Raw genomic sequence first — 17,251 nt, forward strand, 5'->3', positions numbered from 1 at the left:
ATGCGTGCAACCGACTTTATTTATGACGGGAAAAAGTTGAGCGATCTTGGATTTATGATCGGTACAATAGATGAATCTAGCGGCTCGGACACAATTGAAGTCGGGTCACAGATTACATTTGATACATCCGGTCATTACGGTGGAAAAGTATTTTATTTAACTGATGCTCGATACGAAGATTGTATCTCGTTTGAGATTTCTATTTGCAAAATTCCGTGCAAAAACGATCAGATGGAGATTACCAGTACAGAGTTTAGAGAGTTAATGCGTTGGCTTAATCGCAAACAGTTTTTGTTATTCTCATTTGTATCAGACAAATCTATTTGGTATTACGCCAGCTTTAATATTCAAAAACGTGAAGTTGACGGTAAACTCTATGGTTTGGTTCTGAGCGCAACAACGAATGCTCCGTTTGGTTTTGCGGATGAAGTAACACAAACTTTGACTATATCTTCTGCTGGGCAATCTGCGACATTTACAGATGAATCAGACGAGATAGGTTTGCTTTATCCGAAAACGGTGATTACGTGTAAAGCATCCGGAAACTTGAAGATTACCAATGACATGATGCAGTCTCCGTTTTTAGTGAATAATTGTTCTTCCGGCGAAGTGATTACGTTATCTGGAAACACTTTACTCATCTCAACTTCCAACTCTAAACACTCTGTGTGTGATGATTTCAATTTTGAATTTTTCCAAATCGGCAATAGTTATGCTAACCGTGTAAATACGATCACATCTTCTCTGCCCTGTACAATTCAGATTACATATCGTCCGGTTATAAAGGACGTGTTATGATGCGCAGTCGTTTAGTATTTGATGCAAATTATAATGTGCAAGAACCCGTCTTAGTTTTGTGCAAACAGTCTGGCAATAAAATTTGTCGACTACCCGCAGCAGACATAACTTTTAAAGACAGTATGCAAAACGATTCTGAGTTATCTTGTACAGTATCAAAATATAATAATGGAGAGTTGTTTGCACACTGGGACGATATAAAAGATTTCCGGTTGATTTGGGTCAAAGAATGGAATACATGGCTGTCGATGGAAGTTAAAACAGAAGAAGATGACGGAACTGTAAAAGCTATTACCGCAGCGAATGCTGGCAAAGTAGAGTTATCAAATATTTTATTGTTTGATGTTGAAATCAACACCGAAGATGATATTGCACGAGATGACTATGAGCCGACAGTTGTATACAATCCAGACAAAAAGAATGCTTCTTTGCTGCATCGGATTTTTGAGAAAGCTCCGCATTATAAAATATTATATGTAGACGATAGTTTAAAGAATATTCAGAGAACATTTTCTTTCGATGATAAAAGTATTTACGATGCTCTTGACGCTATCGCAGAAGAAATTCATTGTTATGTAGAAATCTCATTGGAGACAAATTCTTCTGGTACTATTGACAGAAATATTTCACTGTATGATCTAGAGTCGTATTGTCCTAAGTGTGGACACCGAGAAGATTATTTTTCTGTTTGTCCGAAGTGTGGCAACACAGACATCAAACAGGGGTACGGAGAAGATACAACTATCTTTATCTCTGCCGATAACGTAGCAAGCGATTTAACTTATTCTTCGGACACTGGCTCAGTAAAGAATTGTTTCCGACTTGAAGGCGGAGACGATTTAATGACTGCGGTTATTCGTAGCTGCAATCCGAATGGTTCATCATATATATATTATTTTTCCGAGGACGATAAAGCGGATATGTCACCGGCATTGGTAAAAGCTCTCGATGATTATGATGCGTTATATCAAAAATATCAGAACGAATACGCATATAAGCCGGATACGGAAATTACATCTCAATACAACACGCTAGTTGAGAAATATAGAACAGATACTAACGGATATAAAACTATTCCTGCTACTATTACAGGATTTCCGGAATTGATGAACTATTACTATGACACAATTGATTTTGAATTATATCTGCGTCACAGTATGATGCCGTCACCGAAACCTGCTGATACCACTGCCCAAGAACAGGTCACAACACTGCCTTCTACTCCTCTCTCCCCTGTCGCGGTATCGAGTCTCAAAAAAGCTAGTGAGACTACAATCAGCAGCATGGTGCTTGACCGAGCTAAATTGTTTATTGACCCGCGGTATCAAACACGGATTGGCTCAAGTTCTTATGATGATTCTACACATACGTGGACTGGTACTTTTATTGTGACGAACTATTCCAATGAAGAAGATACTGCGACCAGTAACAATATCTCTGTTTCAATTTCAGATGATAATGAAACATATATCAAGCAAAGATTAGATTCGGTATTGTCTCGTAAGATTGCCGACAGTAATGATATTGTCAGTCTATTTAAACAAACTACAGCGGAGTTTACGCAGACAATTAAAAAATATGGATTAACATCTCTTAAAGATTTTTATGATTGTTGTAATGCTTGCATTGATTTGTTAATCCAGCAAGGTATTGCAGATGAATCAAATAGTTTGTATAAAGATTTATACGTGCCCTACCACGAGAAACTAACAGCACTTGAGTCTGAGATTAAGACAAGAGAATCCGAGATTGCTATAGTTGCCGGAACGAAATCAACAGACGGCAGTGTTATTGTTGACGGTATGGAAACTATTTTAGAAACGGAACGTTTAAACATTCAGAATGCTTTGAATTTTAAAAAAAATCTGGGAGACGATTTGTGGAACGAGCTTTATATTTATCGGCGCGAAGATAAATATAGTAACACAAATTATATCTCCGATGGTTTGGACAATGCCCAGCTTGTAGCCAACGCTTTAGAATTTATAAAAACGGCAACGAAAGAAATTTATCGCTCTGCTACGTTGCAACATTCAATCACGGCTACTTTATCGAATTTGTTGACGATACCAGAGTTTGCTCCTATTGTAGATAAATTTCAGGTCGGCAACTGGATGCGTGCGAGAGTTGATAACAAAATAAATCGTCTTCGGTTAATTGATTACGAAATTAAATTTTCTTCTATCAAGCAATTAGATGTGACCTTTTCGGACGTAGAAAAAATAGTTGGTGGGTATTCTGATCTCCAATCTGTAATTGAAAAATCTTCTTCGATGGCAACCTCTTACGACAGCGTAAGCCGACAAGCCGGGCACGGACAGCAAAGCAGCAATAAGTTAGACACTTGGGTTAATGACGGGTTGACTCTGACGAATATGAAGATCGTAAATGATTCTCAGAATCAAAATTTACAAATCACAGATTCGGGAATGTTACTACGAGAATACGACCCAATGACTGATACTTATGCAGACAAACAAGTTAAGATCATCAATCATGGCTTGTATTACACGAACGATGGATGGAAAACATCAAAGGCTGGCATCGGTACATTTTATTATACAGATCCAAAGACGAATGAGATTGTAGAAGCTTACGGACTCATTGCCGACACAGTTACCGGTAATATTATCTTATCCAAAGATGTTGGAATTTATAATTCAAATAATTCTATTCAATTGGATTCTGACGGTTTCACTTTAACAGCAAATAAAGAATCTGGAAAAGCACCGGACAAGATATTTAAAATTCAACGCAAAGATATAAACGCAGACGGAAAAGAAACAACCACTCCCCTTCTATATTTAGATGATGAAGGCGAACTGGTTTTAAATGGATCTGTAAAAATTGGTTCGTCTGATAAAAATTCGTCTCTGGGAGATATTACAGACAAGATTGACAATATCCAGAACTCAAAAATGTATCGAGTTGAAACCGTGGTTGTTGGCTCTACAATTTTTAATACGCGAGATCAAACCGCTCAGATTGAGTGTCACGTGTATTCGTGGGACACGGACATCACAGATACTTTAGATGCTTCTGGATTTAATTGGCACAGATATTCCGGCGATACCGATTCTGACACCGACTGGGATTCGCATCATCAAGGTATGAAGACGATTACGGTATCTACCGAGGATGTGTATCAGACCGCATCTTTTTCGTGTGATGTCACCATCTAAGATAAGAAAGGAAAAGTAAATGGCTGTTTTAACATCTTCACAGCAGACTTTTGTTGACATTACAGACCAGCGAAAGTTATCAGCATATATTACTTCAAATTTACCGAAGTCTCAGGTTTATGATCCAGACACGGATTCTTATGCTCCAAACTGGCAAACAGAGAAGTTAACTTTAACTCCGGTTGTTTTTTTAGATCAAACAGGAGTAACACTTGGTTCTACTGGATTAACTATTTCTTGGAAACGCAAAGATGGTTCTGGCACCGAAACTTCTGTTTCTTCATCTAATAATGAAACGGTTTCTACAACAGGCGTTCTGACCGTAGCTAAGAACACACTGGCTTCTGCTAATTCCGGTATGTTAACTTATATTTGTTATATTAGTTATTACGATGCCGAGACAAAGAACACAGTCAATATCAGTTCTGATATTACTTATACGCTGGTACGCAATGCGTCTAACGCACATCTTGTCAGTGTTGATTCTGATACATATGTTTTTAAGTATGATAAGAATGCTAATCTGGTAGGTACAGCACAAGCAACTCTGACAGCACAAGCACAGGGCGTGGTTATCTCTGCATGGAAATATAAAAACAGTTCTGGTGCATGGGTAAATTATCCTACGACTTCCGATAATACAACTATTACTGGAAGCACTTTGATTGTTAAGCCTACTCATTCTGTGTTTGTAAACGATGTTGCGCAGATCCGAGTTATCACTAATGATGCTGATGTGTATGATACTGTATCTATTTCGAAACTTTATGACGGTACTGCTGGTTCAACAGGACAGGGTGGTTTGTCAATCGTTTTAGGCAACGAGGCGCAAACCATTGCTTGTACCAGTGATGGCAAAGTTGTAACCGATTTAGAGATTACTATCCCCTTTACCGGATACCTTGGCACTGTGCAAACTGCTTGCACTTGCTCTGTTGGTACCCTTCCTAGTGGCGTAACGACAAAAAGTAATACTGCTGCCACCGCGTCCGCTTCCGGTTCTATTGTTTTATCTGTGTCTGCAAATTCAACTTTAGGCAATGCATCTACTATGAACGGCACAATTGATTTGACATTTACAATCTCTGGGACAACAGTAGTCAAGAAATTCTCATGGTCTAAATCAACCAAGGGTGGCTCTGGTGCTGCCGGAGAAAATGCGATCACGTTTTCGGTGTATGCTCCGAATGGCACAGTGATTCAAAATCAATCCGGTTCTTTGACATTAGCAACGTCTGCTTATGATGGCTCTACCGTAATATCAAGTGGGGCTACTTATCAGTGGGCAAAATATATTTCTGGCCAGTGGACAAATATTAGTGATGCAACGTCTGCTACTTACACTGTACAAGGCTCTGATGTAATTAACGTACAGTCTTATCGCTGTACGATGACATATAAATCTAAGTCTTATGTAGATGTTATTACGATTGAAGATAAATCAGACCCTTATGTGTCTGAGATGTTGAGTATTGGTGGCTTCACTGTAAAGAATGGTATTGGTGGCGTTGTTCCATACATTATTGTTCGCACTAATCAAAAAGAAGTAGATGCACTCAAAGGCTCTATTTCAGAGAGTGCTCCGTCCTCTCCTTCTGACGGAATGTATTGGTACAAAATTGACCATACGAACAAAGCTGTAACTCTGATGAAGTATTCCGGTTCTGCATGGCAGTCATCTTCTGATAAGCAAGAGTTAACGTACACTTGGTATAAGCAGGACAAAAACGGAAAAGAATCTGCATTTGATAAGACGGGCAAAGTAATTTATTTGTCCGCAGATGATATTGATAGTATTGCAACTTTGCAATGTGACGTATCAAAGTAAGGAAGTGATCGAATGAGCTTATTAACCTCATGTCAGCATACATTTACTGATTTGGAGCAAAACATAGAAGAAGTTGTTGAACGAAAACAGCGAAAGGTCTTCTACCAAGATTCTGCTCCAACAGAAGATTTACAAGTTGGAGATGTGTGGTTCGATACCAGTCAAGATAAATCTAAGGGAGGCATGTATCACTGGGACGGATCACAATGGGTAATTCATCAAATCGGAACAACCTCAATTAAAGATGGTTGTATTTCTACCGACCAATTGGATGCAAAAGCGGTGACTTCAAGAACTGTGAATACTGACGAATTATTTTCTACCGAAATCAATGCAACCAACATGCACTTATCAGGAGACAGCACCATTGAAGGTAAAGTGTCTGCAACAAGTTTTGTTGCTTATGATACAATTGCGCTCTATCAAAGCAATTACAAAGGCCAGTTGGATGTCATTAAATATCAAGACACTTCGAGTGGACACTATGATATTCAGCTCGGTGAACGCACAGGAACTTCTTTTTCCCACGTTGTAGGCGGAACCGGTGGCACTACATCAATGTCCATGGGCAACTTCGACATTAAACCAAACTGTGATTTTAACGGATCAGTAATATTCCATCAGCCAGTATCTACTTTTAGTAGCCTCACGCTCTCGGATACGGCATCTTTTCACGGAACTGCTGCTTTTAATTCTGACGTTAAAAGAAACGGTTTTGACGTAGCTTCCAAATACATTCATGATTCAGCGAAAAAAGATCCGGGTATTTGGCACGTTGAAAGATTCTCTGACGGATACTTGCGTTTAGTCGGACGTATTCCAGTTACCAATCTCGCATGTAATATACAGATGGGATCGCTGTACCGTTCTAATAATGCGTTTAAGCCGTCATGGTACAACTACTGTTATGGATTCACGGATGATCCTGTAGTTCATATTCAATTCTATTCTACGAATAATAACGGTGCTTTTTTCTGGCCTGCTGATAAAGCTGGTAAAGTTACGCCGCCAACCGGATATTTGGTTCGCCACGCATCCGGCACGGTGAGTGGTTATCTACATATCACAGCAGAGGGCATGGGTAATTATCCAACAACATCAACAACATAAAAGAGGAATTTTACGTGTAACAAAAGCTCTGCCGCTGCGGCGGCAGAGCTTTTCACTTAGGAGGTTTGTTTTATGTATAAGATTTCTTCTGATACTATTGCGCGCACAATTGTTACAGGTTTGGCATTATTTAATCAGGTATTAGCTGTTACCGGCCACACTCCGCTTGACTTAGCCGAGAGTGATATTTATCAGATTGTATCGCTGGGATGCACCATCGTTATGACTGGTGTTTCGTGGTGGAAAAACAACAGCTTTACTCAGTCAGCAATTCAAGCAGACAAACAGATGAAACTGGAAAAGGAAGTTAAAAAGGCAGCGATGAAGTAATGGCTTACAACGTAGACCTTCAAACAAATTACCCTAACTCCTCTTATAACTGGGTCGGAGGTAGAGGTAAAACTATTTATACTTCTGGTTGTTGTCCGTCATCACTGCGAAATATTTTAGTTAATCTTTGCGGAACAAAAACGTCTATCAAAGAGATGTGCTCATTGGCTCGTTCATGTGGTGCAAGAGTAGATGGGGGAACTATTCCATCTACTCTCTTATCCGCTGCAAAAAAGAAATACGGCGGTTTTGTGTATGAGTACACTACCAGCGATAGCAAAGCACGTAAGCACGCTGCTACCGGCGGCATGTGTTTGTGCCATACCACTGGTTCAAATAAAGTGTTCTCGAACTCAGGACATTTTGTAGCCATGGTGGCTGCTACATCAAATAGAGTGACGATCATAGATCCGTATATCACATCAAAGAAGTGGTCGATTTATGGGAGAAAATCCAAAGTAACAACCAGCAGTACAAAAGGCGTTGTATATGTATCTCCGGTAACATCTGATGCGTCTTTTGACTATTATTACATGATTAGCAAAGCGTCTGAGAATCATACAAACAGTGCAACAAAAACAGAAAAGGTTGAAGATATGACAGAAGCAGAAGTAAGAAAAATAATTGCTGATGAAGCAAACAAGCAAGCGAAACTTGCTGTGTCCGACTGGGCAAAGTCTGTATGGACGGATGCTGTAGCAGCGGGCATTTTAGATAACGACCGTCCACAAGCACCGCTAACCCGACAGGAATTTGCGATTGTACTCAAAAAGATTGGCGTATTTGATCGTAGTGCAGAACCGTCATCTTGGGCAAAGACTGCATTCAGCGCAGCTACCGAAGCTGGAATTTTAGATGGTTCTGATCCGCACGCTTATGTTTCACGTGAAATGCTTGCACAGGTGTTAAAGAATTTAGGATTTATTGGTACAGGTGTTAGCAAGTAAGGAGAGCTTATGAATACCGAAGATGCTTGGACTCTCATAGGTAATATTGCTCTGAACGATTTGGTAACTTGGCTTATTGTGCTAGGCGTTATCGGTGGAACTGCATATAAATTTTTCATTAAGATTTTTAATTGGTTCGATGAAATCAGAGAACATCAAGTCGAATACTCTGAACTAATCGAAGCAGTCAAGCAACAAAATAATCGTTTTGATAAAATTGAAGCTGCGCTTGCTTTGATGCGAGAATCATTCAAAGAACAAAAAGAATTTAATTTTAAGCAGGTAAGAAATACAATTGTACATCAATGCGATTTAGCATTGGAAAAAGGTGCTATCACGCCTGAGAAAAAGAAGTCGTTAAATGAATTATACGAGGAATATGTACACGTGTTCAATGGTAATAGCTATGTTAGCAGTCAAATAGCGAGAGTAAATCAATTGCCTATTCTGAGCAACTATAAAGAAGAAGGGATAGAATGATTACTTTAAATACTTATATGGATGCCCCATCTCATGCAAAAATGGAGTTAGTGGCTAAAAGCACTGACTCAAAACCAATCAAAATATTTGATGGCAGAGCAATCGGCAATGGGTCAACGCTGTATGAGATGGACACTAAGAAGATTTATATTTATGACGAAGATGAACATAAATGGTGGGAAATGTAAAGGGTAGGGGAGGATATGCAAGATATAATTGCTAGAGCACTAGCTTTACGCAACAACGGTTCGTCTTCCGGAGCGTCAGCAGAATTAGCACAAAAGGTACAGAAAATAGAAGATGAGTATGTACGTGCGACAGATGAGAAGGATATAGAAGAAATATCTTCATCTATTGAGGCTATTAAGCAAGAAATTGTAGATAAGGGTGCAGAAGTTAAAGAGTCATTAGATTTAAACTCTGCTATAAAGGCTATTCGTCCTTTGTCTGAGATTGCTAAATATGGTGCTGAATATACATACGAGGTTGATGATGTTCTTGGTAAGCAAGAAATTATTAAGATAACATCAGAAGTTAATGCAAATGATTTCGTTTTCATTACGGAAGATGATGGCTTTATAATGTTCCAATTCTGGGATAAGAATGGACGTCAAAGTGGGGTTGCCAGTGGAAAGGCTGGTCGACAACTTGTAGTTATTAAAAATAACGGAACCGGTGTTATTGTTAGTTATGGAACTAACGGCTCAACAGTATTCGATTATAATTCAGACGGAACGTTTAAAAGCGTCAGAAATCTTAGTTATGCTTACAAAGCCGATGTTCTGGGTATAAGAAACACAACTGAATATACTCCGACAGCGGACTATCATCCAGCAACAAAGAAGTATGTAGATGATGCAATTTCTGCTTTGGTTGCTATAGATGATGAGTTTAACGAAGCAATGCAATCATAAAGAAGGTGATTATATGAGTGATGTTTCAAATAAATTAGTCACCGTATCTCAAGTTAAGAGTGTAAAAGATCGGATTGTACAGAGTGATTGGAATGAAACTAATACAAATTCAATGGCATATATTCTAGGTATTCCCTTCGATTACAAAACGCTTTATTCTAACAAGTATCACGATTATTCGTATACCGTTTCAGACAATAGCTTTACTATGCCTCGTGAGGATTTTACCTCTAGTGAGTGGATGGCTGTCAATAATGCAAATACAATATATTTATATAACGGCAGCAACCACAAGAATTACGTGGCTATTATATATCTTAAAGGACGGGCACCTAACGACACAGCAAACACATTTACAGTATCACAAGATAGATGGGTGAAAATTTACGACTTAGGTGAATATGGCACTATACATGTCGATTCAAGAAATAGCGGCACTGGGGTCAGGGTTAAGACAAACGGTGCTTGGGATTATGTTCGTTTTGAGTTTGATACGAAGTTTTTCAAAACGAGTCATCCGTTCCCATTTTATGATTGGGAAGGACAACCGTTGTCACCAACACCAAACTCGTTACTTGCTGTTGAATGTGATACAGTCAGTCAATGCAGTTTGATTCGTGTCACAAATTCCAACGGCGATGTGACTCAGCAATATACGGTCAATGTTGCAGACGGCGCAATAACTTTAACGCCGATAGAAAATTAAACTCTTTATTTCCGGTTTTGCAAAGATCGTTGTTTGCAAAATAAACTCAAAAGCTCTGCCGCCGCGGCGGCAGAGCTTTTGATCAATCCAACGTTTACATAGAAGAGAGTTATAGATGGAGATATGGAACAAACTGTTAGTCTAACTTCTTTCCCGATACTGAGAGCCAACAGAATATGAAGAACTGAATTCAAGAGTAATTGCTCTGGAAGACAAGGTTGCCAACTCAGAGGTTAGTCCTATAAAAACTCTGTCGGTTGATAAAATCCCTGTTTTAGAAACTCAGGATAGTTTTTGCGAACTGTATTTCGTAGACAACTTAAATTTATATAGCAACATTGATACTTTCGAAAATATCTCAGATCAACTTGTTTTATTATATAAACAGAATAGTCAAACGCACATGTTGTCATTATCAACCGGAGATTTATATTCTCACATCTCAGTAAAAGACAACAAGATTTACTATGAAATTTTACGCGCCGGATGAATTCGTGGCGAATGATTATAGATTTAAAGCTCTGCCGCCGTGGCGGCAGAGCTTTTCAGGAGGACGATTATGGCAAAAATAAAAACACTCAAAGACTCAAAAAATGAAACCATTTATCCAGTTACAATATCCGAAGCGCTTTTGGATGCTAATGGTGATCCGATAATTCCACAGATCGAAGAAAAGATTAAGGATATAAATGTCTCTGTTGATACCACTTTAACAAAAGAAAACGTTGCTGCCGAAGCTAAAACCACAGGTGATAAAATTCAGCTTCTATTAGATTTAATGCGCAATCGTCCAAGTATAAATACCCTTACAGATTATTTTAATTATCATAGAGACGGCAAAGTATATCAAACAAAATTATGGAAATCAGCAACTAACCCTACTCCAACCGGAATTAAGTTATTAGACAACGAAGGACTGAGCTTCACTCCGTCTACTGATACTGACGAGGGAGTAGATGATTACGCAACCATTCCGTTGTTTGATTGGTGGCATTGCAACTATATCCGCGAAGATAACGGAGATATTAAAATTACAGCTATCGAGGGCGATAGTAATTACGCGGAATCCGGAGCTGTAGATGTTGGTTCTTTTGGTATGTCATTTTATTGGAATTGGGATGATTCAAATGAGCAATACACCTTAGTAACCATTTCGGATTCTCCGAACGAACAATATGGTTTAGTTCCGTGGCCAGAATGTGTAAATGCAAATGGAACAGTAAATGCATACTGGTGCCATTCTGCGTACCCGTCTGTAATAGCTTCCGATGGAAAACTTCGTTCGCAACCAAATGCAAAAGTAGCACGAAATCAATCTTATCAGAATATTATTACTAACTATGGTAAAAAAGGTGCTGGATATAAAGGTGCCGGAACAGTTCGTAATACTTTTCAGATCGTGTTTAATGCAATCAAAGGAAACATAAAAAACTCGCAAAGAATATGTGCAGGCTTGACGAATTATAATTTACAGTATGACGCTGCTGTTGAGCGTTCTGAGAAAGATACCTATTTCCCTGTAACTTCCGCGCAAGCAGCAAACTTAGAGGTTGGTACTTGTGTATCCGTAGGATATGCCTCTAATAACAATGGTTCTTTAAACAAAGACAGAGGACAAATATCAATGCACACTTATGCTGACGATGTTAAGATACTGAGAATTGAAGATATGGATGATGGTAATAAAGCAGTTTACCTAGATATATCTGATGGGTTTAATACTACTAAGGTTGCTCTTACTGACTCCTTGTCATCGTCTGTAATTTTATCAACAATGCACGCATATACTGGCGAAACCAATCGCGTCATTGGAAAACACGATGGGTCTGTGGGGAGTAATACTTCTGGTAAACATCCGTATCGTGTGCAGGGTACTGAGTATGCTGTTGGCGGTTATATTGTATCCAGTGATACAGTGATGGAGTTTCAGGCAGATAGTTCAAAAAAAGTGTACGCTGCCAAAAATGGTGTAACGCACGTTACTGATACATCAAAAATTCGCAGCACATATAAAGAGGTTGGAACTATTCCAGATTACTCCGGAGCAGACTGGTGGGTTGGAGACATTGGAGTAGATACCGAAACCGGCGCTTGGTATCCTGCTATATCTGCAACCAGTGAAGCTCAAGGTTATGGAGACAGATGTTACGCCGGAGGTACAGTAACTTCTGGTGCTAGAGAATATTTACAGGGCGGTGCTCTCTGGCTTGGTTCGAATGCTGGTTCTTCTTGCTTGGCTTGCTGGAACTGGCTTGCCGGGGTGTTCTGGTTCTACTTGTCCGCCGATTGACCCTATAGAGGGGTGAATGCGTAGCAGAGGGGAGTAATCCCCTATTTTTTATATTGGGACTGATAGAGCAGCGGTAATCTCAGGAATGGTTCGAATGCAGGTTCTTCTTACTTGAATTGCAGGAACAGGCTTGACAGGGCGAACTGGAACTACTTGTCCGCGGATTGTTTGCAATCTTTTTATTTTATTGCTCTATTTTTCGCAACGAGAAGTTGTAGTTTAATACTCCACAGCCGACTAAAAAATTAGTGGCTGAAAATTGTCGTAAATAGGACGGGGTTAGTAGTTAGTCGAAAGCCCTGTATGACAAACAATCGCGTATAGCGATTGACCTAACATTTAGAAAGGGAATCAACACGAAAAGATATTGTAAAGATATAGATATTACAAACATACAATTTTTAAAAATATGTGCAGCGGATTGTTTAAAAAAGAAATGGAAACGCCGTGATACAATAGAGTTTTTCGTAAAGCTAATCGGAACAAACAAAAGATCCATTCACGACATAATACGGCGAGGTGACAAAGATCTTCTCATCAACGTTGCAGCAAACTACATACATGATTCTCTTGTAAATCATAATCTTCATTTCATTCCAATTTGGTACAAAACAAAAGTTGATGAATCCAGTAAAAAAGTAAGACGTATCGGTATTCAACATGTAAGCCAACAGTTATTTGACTACGTTGCCGTTTATTCAATGCGTGATTTGATGAAACGTATTGGTGAATATCAATGTGCGAGTATTCCCGGTCGCGGTCCTGTGTGGGGCATGCAACATGTGTGCAGATGGCTGCGAAACAAAGAAGTTAAATACGTTGCGCAATTAGATGTGCAAAAATGTTTTCCGAGTATCCCTCAAGACAAACTCCTTGCGATGATTGATAAATATGTAGCAAACGCTGAAATACGTTGGCTAGTACACTCGCTTGTAAATACATTTGAGTCTGGATTGTCGATCGGGAGCTATCTTAGCCAATATCTTTGTAATTTATATCTGTCTCAATTATATCACGAGATAAGCGAGTGTATGTTTATAATGCGCAGAAACAAAAGAGTCAACTATGTCGATCATGTGTTATTTTATATGGATGACATTCTTTTGTTAGGACGTAATTCAAAATTGATTCATAGATGTGTGCGAGAAACCATTGAATACGCTCAGATGAAACTTGGGCTAACAATTAAAGTCTCGTGGAAAGTCAGTCAGCTAAAAGACAACGATTTTATTGATTCAATGGGGTTTAGGATTTACAGAGATCACGTTACCATGCGCCGCAGAATTTTTCTCAGAGCACGCAGAGCTTATGTAAGAGCAGTCAAGCATGGAGTCCCCACTGTAAAACAAGCAAAGAAGTGTTTGAGTTATTATGGAAACCTCATGAATACAAATTCTACAAAGTTCATGAGGAAATATAAAGTGATTAAAATATCAAAACAATCCAGAAAGGTGGTCAGCCGTGAAAGTAAAATCAGATGTGCAGCAACCTAGTTTTAATTATAAATCTTTATATGGTATTGATTATGTGTATCTGTATGTTAACGAAACGCAGAGTGTTAACGAGTCAACTTGTACTTATGACGCGAGTGGTATTGCCGAACCGCATATAGAATACGAATATGATTTTAATGAGTTTAGTGCAAAGTCTGGAACTTTGCCACTTGACGAAATTAAAAAGAATCCAGTTAAATATATCAATTATCCCTCAGATACCTCAACGTCTTTAGAAACCAGAGTAACAGACTTGGAAGTATTTATGAATGCTTTGCTAGGTGGTGCAAACAAATGACACAAGATGAAAAGATTGCTTTAGCGAAAGAGATCGGAGAAAAAATTCGTATTCTAGCAGACTTGTTAACGGTTGAGCGGATACAATCTGATAAGCTCGGAAACGATTGGGATTGCGTTTATCTTGGCTCTGGCAGTAATAAGCAATTGCTACGACAAGAATATGTTGAACAAGAAAATCCCATCGGCACTTCGGCAGACAATCCAATCATTTATGCAAAGGACACACCTTTAATCAATAACGCCTTTTATTTGGTAGATGGAAAAACAAAGGTCTGGATGGGCGAGTGGACTGACTGGGATACAAATGAATAAGATCATTTAATTAGATTAAATAATTTTGTAATTTTGAAAGGAATAGTTATGAAGAAGATTATTTGCGCACTGATTACAGGTGTAATCGCGGCAACCTGCGCCGCACCTGCATTCGCCTGCACGCCGCCAATCAAGATTGACATGAGCTGGAAGAAGGACTTGAACCGCACGATTGCGAATATCAAGCCCTCAGATATTACGATTCCGAGTTTTACACTTCCGGATTCGTATTTCAAAAATATCAAGATTAAATAAAATCTTAATTTTATTCAAAGGAAAGAAGATGATTCTGTGAAAAGAAATCTGTTTCGTGATTTAGTCGATATGCGTATTGCAGAATTAAACCTTATCAAAACTAAGAGACGCTGAGGTCAGAAAAGGCTCCTGACGCACATGGGTACGAGATGCAGGATACGCCGCCCTGCCAGCGTCACACAATTCAAAAAGGACTACCATGATGGTAGTCCTTTTTTTTAGCGAAAAGCTCTGCCGCCACGGCGGCAGAGCTTTACTACATTTCTACAAAATTCTTTTTATACTCGTCAATATTAAGAGCAACAAGGCTATGCCAATATGGTTTTCTTTCTTTCAAGTCATTCTCGACAACCTTTGCAACGTACTCCCAAGTATGCACAATATCTTGTTTTGAGTCATCCCACACTTGTTGACAAGTCTTTTCGATGCCAGTCAAGACACTTCTAATATCAACTCCCATGCAGAACCACTTTATCATATTTTGTAATGTTTGGTAGTTAATGTTTTTTAATACTCCATAATGTTCCGTCTCAGCATAATACTTTGCCGTCATGACATATACTGCAAATGGAGTTGCATCATCAATAGATATTTTTTCTGTCGCAGGTTTATTAACCAATAATGTCTGCATCATCATAGCAGAGGATAAATCCCCGTAGCATTGTTTTTCTTGTGGGGTTAAAACGTCTCCGTTTGTCACCTTCCAAAACTTATCTTCTACTTTGATTTCTCCGTTACTCATTGCTTCGATAATCGAAATCATATAAGCCTGAATAGACTTGATTTCTTCTTTTTGCTTAACATTGTTCGTGTAAACCAACGCCGCACGAACAAGATTGAAATGCATGTTATTCTCATAACAAGAGCGTATTTTAGCTCTAAACTTCTTTCCAGCGGCTCTAAACAGATTCTTTTTGTACAGCAAGCACGCTTGTGATTCATACAAAGCAACGTCCGAATCTTCTAAAATTTTTTCCTCTTTGATGCTCGTTGGTTTATCTTCTGTCATCTTGATGTAGAATACCTGATCGTCAGGTTCTTTTTCTACATAATAATCAATCGAGAATCCGGTAAAATTATTCTCATTTATTAAATCAATATCTCTGCTGACCTGATAAACGAAAGATGTTATCGTTCTTTTTGATTGGCTAATACCAAGCATTTTTCTTAATGCTTTTGCGGGTAGGGGATAGTATTCACCCTTTTTATTTTTGGCTACAATAAGACTTTTATATGAGGTCAGAATCTCGTATAAAGGCATAGAGTAACCTCGTTTTGGTAAAGTCATCAAACTGTACAACTTGTACGTTGTGAATCCTCTTTGTTGTTTACCGATATAATCAAATAGTTCCTCGTTTAATTTGAGAGTGATCTCTCCCGTATCAAGATTGTAGTCAGCAGTCTTGATCCAGTTAATTGTCTTCAAATGCTTTTGAAAACTTTTTGGATCAGTCTCAATGTACACCGTTTGAAACAGTGTCATCTGGCTAACCCAGAGGGCAACGAGATAATTGTTCGTCCCTTTTTGTTTACGATTTGCTAGATTTCTATGCGCTCCCATAAACTTAATCAAGTCAGTTGCTTGACACGTAAAGGTCGGAGACAAGTACGTTCGCGTCTGGGCATTGTACTCGGCATTACTAATAGCCGAGACAAGTAATCTACTGAGAGCAAACTGAAAACCAGTCAGCGGAGTAGAGGTACTGTCAAGAATGTCGAGGTACTGATCTTCCGTGATGTTCGCATCCGTGTCTCCTGATATAGCGTTCCCGATTCTGCCCGGATTCCGCACTAAAAAATTCTGTGCGGTAAACGGCTGTTCTTTGTCTAACGTTAGTTTTGTCTTGCTCTCCATGTTTGTCACTTCCTTTGTCAACAGGATAGCACATAGTTTTCACAATGTCAACGATTAACTTGATGTTAAATTGAATCGAACGTATGATTCTTACGTCATACGTCCAGACTGTGTTGGGTGTAACGACCATGATGCAGAATAAACCCTTTAAATTTCGCTTGTATTGAGTTTTATCTTGTCTCATGTGTAATTTCATGTCTTAGGACAGAAAATGGAATACACGCCAAATTTGAAGTATCTATGATTTATTTGGAAAATAGTTTGTTTGCTTGTAAAAAATTTTTGCTTTTTTACGCGCGCGCAATAGTCAACAAACTAAAAAAAATATGAAAATATTTTTTCTTTCTTTTTTCGCCCTTTCTATTTTCTCTTTACTATTTCTTACTTTCTTACTTTCTATCTTTCTATACCTTATATATAAGAAAAATTGGGAGGTGCATAAAAAAAATTG

General features: G+C 38.7%; 16 protein-coding genes. 15 read left to right on the forward strand and 1 reads right to left on the reverse strand.

All coding sequences use genetic code 11. From position 1 onward, the window contains the following. The 15 genes from KQI75_RS11820 (at position 1) to KQI75_RS11890 (ending at position 14,945) form a co-directional block, all read left to right on the forward strand. Complete coding sequence (locus KQI75_RS11820) at positions 1-798, forward strand: phage tail domain-containing protein (protein WP_216471008.1); 798 nt, start codon at positions 1-3, stop codon at positions 796-798. Next, positions 795-3,980, forward strand: coding sequence for a hypothetical protein (locus tag KQI75_RS11825; RefSeq protein WP_216471009.1), 3,186 nt, complete (start codon positions 795-797; stop codon positions 3,978-3,980). Before KQI75_RS11820 ends, KQI75_RS11825 begins: the two co-directional genes overlap by 4 nt. 19 nt (positions 3,981-3,999) lie before the next feature. Then, entirely contained in the window at positions 4,000-5,808 is a 1,809-nt protein-coding gene (locus tag KQI75_RS11830) for a hypothetical protein (protein ID WP_216471010.1), read from the forward strand. A 12-nt stretch (positions 5,809-5,820) separates the two neighbouring features. Then, positions 5,821-6,918: a hypothetical protein gene (locus tag KQI75_RS11835; protein ID WP_216471011.1), complete on the forward strand. Its 1,098-nt coding sequence runs from the start codon at positions 5,821-5,823 to the stop codon at positions 6,916-6,918. A gap of 72 nt (positions 6,919-6,990) precedes the next feature. Continuing rightward, positions 6,991-7,248 carry a phage holin gene (locus KQI75_RS11840; protein WP_216471012.1) on the forward strand — a complete coding sequence of 86 codons (258 nt, stop codon included), beginning with the start codon at positions 6,991-6,993 and terminating at the stop codon, positions 7,246-7,248. Beyond that, positions 7,248-8,195, forward strand: coding sequence for a hypothetical protein (locus KQI75_RS11845; protein WP_216471013.1), 948 nt, complete (start codon positions 7,248-7,250; stop codon positions 8,193-8,195). The genes KQI75_RS11840 and KQI75_RS11845 overlap by 1 nt, the downstream gene beginning before the upstream one ends. Positions 8,196-8,204: 9 nt before the next feature. Continuing rightward, positions 8,205-8,675 carry a hypothetical protein gene (locus KQI75_RS11850; protein WP_216471014.1) on the forward strand — a complete coding sequence of 157 codons (471 nt, stop codon included), beginning with the start codon at positions 8,205-8,207 and terminating at the stop codon, positions 8,673-8,675. Beyond that, a complete protein-coding gene (locus KQI75_RS11855; protein WP_216471015.1) occupies positions 8,672-8,863 on the forward strand; it encodes a hypothetical protein in 192 nt (63 codons plus the stop codon). The genes KQI75_RS11850 and KQI75_RS11855 overlap by 4 nt, the downstream gene beginning before the upstream one ends. Positions 8,864-8,878: 15 nt before the next feature. After that, entirely contained in the window at positions 8,879-9,589 is a 711-nt protein-coding gene (locus KQI75_RS11860) for a hypothetical protein (RefSeq protein WP_216471016.1), read from the forward strand. Between the two features lie 13 nt (positions 9,590-9,602). Then, positions 9,603-10,295: a hypothetical protein gene (locus tag KQI75_RS11865; protein ID WP_216471017.1), complete on the forward strand. Its 693-nt coding sequence runs from the start codon at positions 9,603-9,605 to the stop codon at positions 10,293-10,295. Between the two features lie 559 nt (positions 10,296-10,854). Next, complete coding sequence (locus KQI75_RS11870; protein WP_216471018.1) at positions 10,855-12,585, forward strand: hypothetical protein; 1,731 nt, start codon at positions 10,855-10,857, stop codon at positions 12,583-12,585. A 599-nt stretch (positions 12,586-13,184) separates the two neighbouring features. Then, positions 13,185-14,078: an RNA-directed DNA polymerase gene (locus tag KQI75_RS11875; RefSeq protein WP_330655585.1), complete on the forward strand. Its 894-nt coding sequence runs from the start codon at positions 13,185-13,187 to the stop codon at positions 14,076-14,078. Then, positions 14,047-14,376: a hypothetical protein gene (locus tag KQI75_RS11880; RefSeq protein WP_216471019.1), complete on the forward strand. Its 330-nt coding sequence runs from the start codon at positions 14,047-14,049 to the stop codon at positions 14,374-14,376. The genes KQI75_RS11875 and KQI75_RS11880 overlap by 32 nt, the downstream gene beginning before the upstream one ends. Further along, positions 14,373-14,690 carry a hypothetical protein gene (locus KQI75_RS11885; protein WP_216471020.1) on the forward strand — a complete coding sequence of 106 codons (318 nt, stop codon included), beginning with the start codon at positions 14,373-14,375 and terminating at the stop codon, positions 14,688-14,690. Before KQI75_RS11880 ends, KQI75_RS11885 begins: the two co-directional genes overlap by 4 nt. A gap of 48 nt (positions 14,691-14,738) precedes the next feature. Beyond that, positions 14,739-14,945, forward strand: a complete 207-nt coding sequence (locus tag KQI75_RS11890; RefSeq protein WP_216471021.1) for a hypothetical protein — start codon at positions 14,739-14,741, stop codon at positions 14,943-14,945. Between the two features lie 256 nt (positions 14,946-15,201). On the opposite strand, the gene KQI75_RS11895 is transcribed toward KQI75_RS11890, so the two are convergent. Next, positions 15,202-16,800, reverse strand: coding sequence for a replication initiation protein (locus KQI75_RS11895; RefSeq protein ID WP_216471022.1), 1,599 nt, complete (start codon positions 16,798-16,800; stop codon positions 15,202-15,204). Between the last annotated feature and the right edge of the window lie 451 nt (positions 16,801-17,251).

Source organism: Butyricicoccus intestinisimiae, assembly GCF_018918345.1.
Taxonomy (GTDB): Bacteria; Bacillota; Clostridia; order Oscillospirales; family Butyricicoccaceae; genus Butyricicoccus_A; species Butyricicoccus_A intestinisimiae.

Excerpts from the sequence above, each read along its gene's own strand:
- KQI75_RS11895 (WP_216471022.1), bottom strand. The coding sequence starts at position 16,800 with ATGGAGAGCAAGACAAAACTAACGTTAGACAAAGAACAGCCGTTTACC.
- KQI75_RS11865 (WP_216471017.1), top strand. The coding sequence starts at position 9,603 with ATGAGTGATGTTTCAAATAAATTAGTCACCGTATCTCAAGTTAAGAGT.
- KQI75_RS11820 (WP_216471008.1), top strand. The coding sequence starts at position 1 with ATGCGTGCAACCGACTTTATTTATGACGGGAAAAAGTTGAGCGATCTT.
- KQI75_RS11835 (WP_216471011.1), top strand. The coding sequence starts at position 5,821 with ATGAGCTTATTAACCTCATGTCAGCATACATTTACTGATTTGGAGCAA.
- KQI75_RS11870 (WP_216471018.1), top strand. The coding sequence starts at position 10,855 with ATGGCAAAAATAAAAACACTCAAAGACTCAAAAAATGAAACCATTTAT.
- KQI75_RS11855 (WP_216471015.1), top strand. The coding sequence starts at position 8,672 with ATGATTACTTTAAATACTTATATGGATGCCCCATCTCATGCAAAAATG.
- KQI75_RS11890 (WP_216471021.1), top strand. The coding sequence starts at position 14,739 with ATGAAGAAGATTATTTGCGCACTGATTACAGGTGTAATCGCGGCAACC.
- KQI75_RS11840 (WP_216471012.1), top strand. The coding sequence starts at position 6,991 with ATGTATAAGATTTCTTCTGATACTATTGCGCGCACAATTGTTACAGGT.
- KQI75_RS11860 (WP_216471016.1), top strand. The coding sequence starts at position 8,879 with ATGCAAGATATAATTGCTAGAGCACTAGCTTTACGCAACAACGGTTCG.
- KQI75_RS11825 (WP_216471009.1), top strand. The coding sequence starts at position 795 with ATGATGCGCAGTCGTTTAGTATTTGATGCAAATTATAATGTGCAAGAA.
- KQI75_RS11885 (WP_216471020.1), top strand. The coding sequence starts at position 14,373 with ATGACACAAGATGAAAAGATTGCTTTAGCGAAAGAGATCGGAGAAAAA.
- KQI75_RS11850 (WP_216471014.1), top strand. The coding sequence starts at position 8,205 with ATGAATACCGAAGATGCTTGGACTCTCATAGGTAATATTGCTCTGAAC.
- KQI75_RS11845 (WP_216471013.1), top strand. The coding sequence starts at position 7,248 with ATGGCTTACAACGTAGACCTTCAAACAAATTACCCTAACTCCTCTTAT.
- KQI75_RS11830 (WP_216471010.1), top strand. The coding sequence starts at position 4,000 with ATGGCTGTTTTAACATCTTCACAGCAGACTTTTGTTGACATTACAGAC.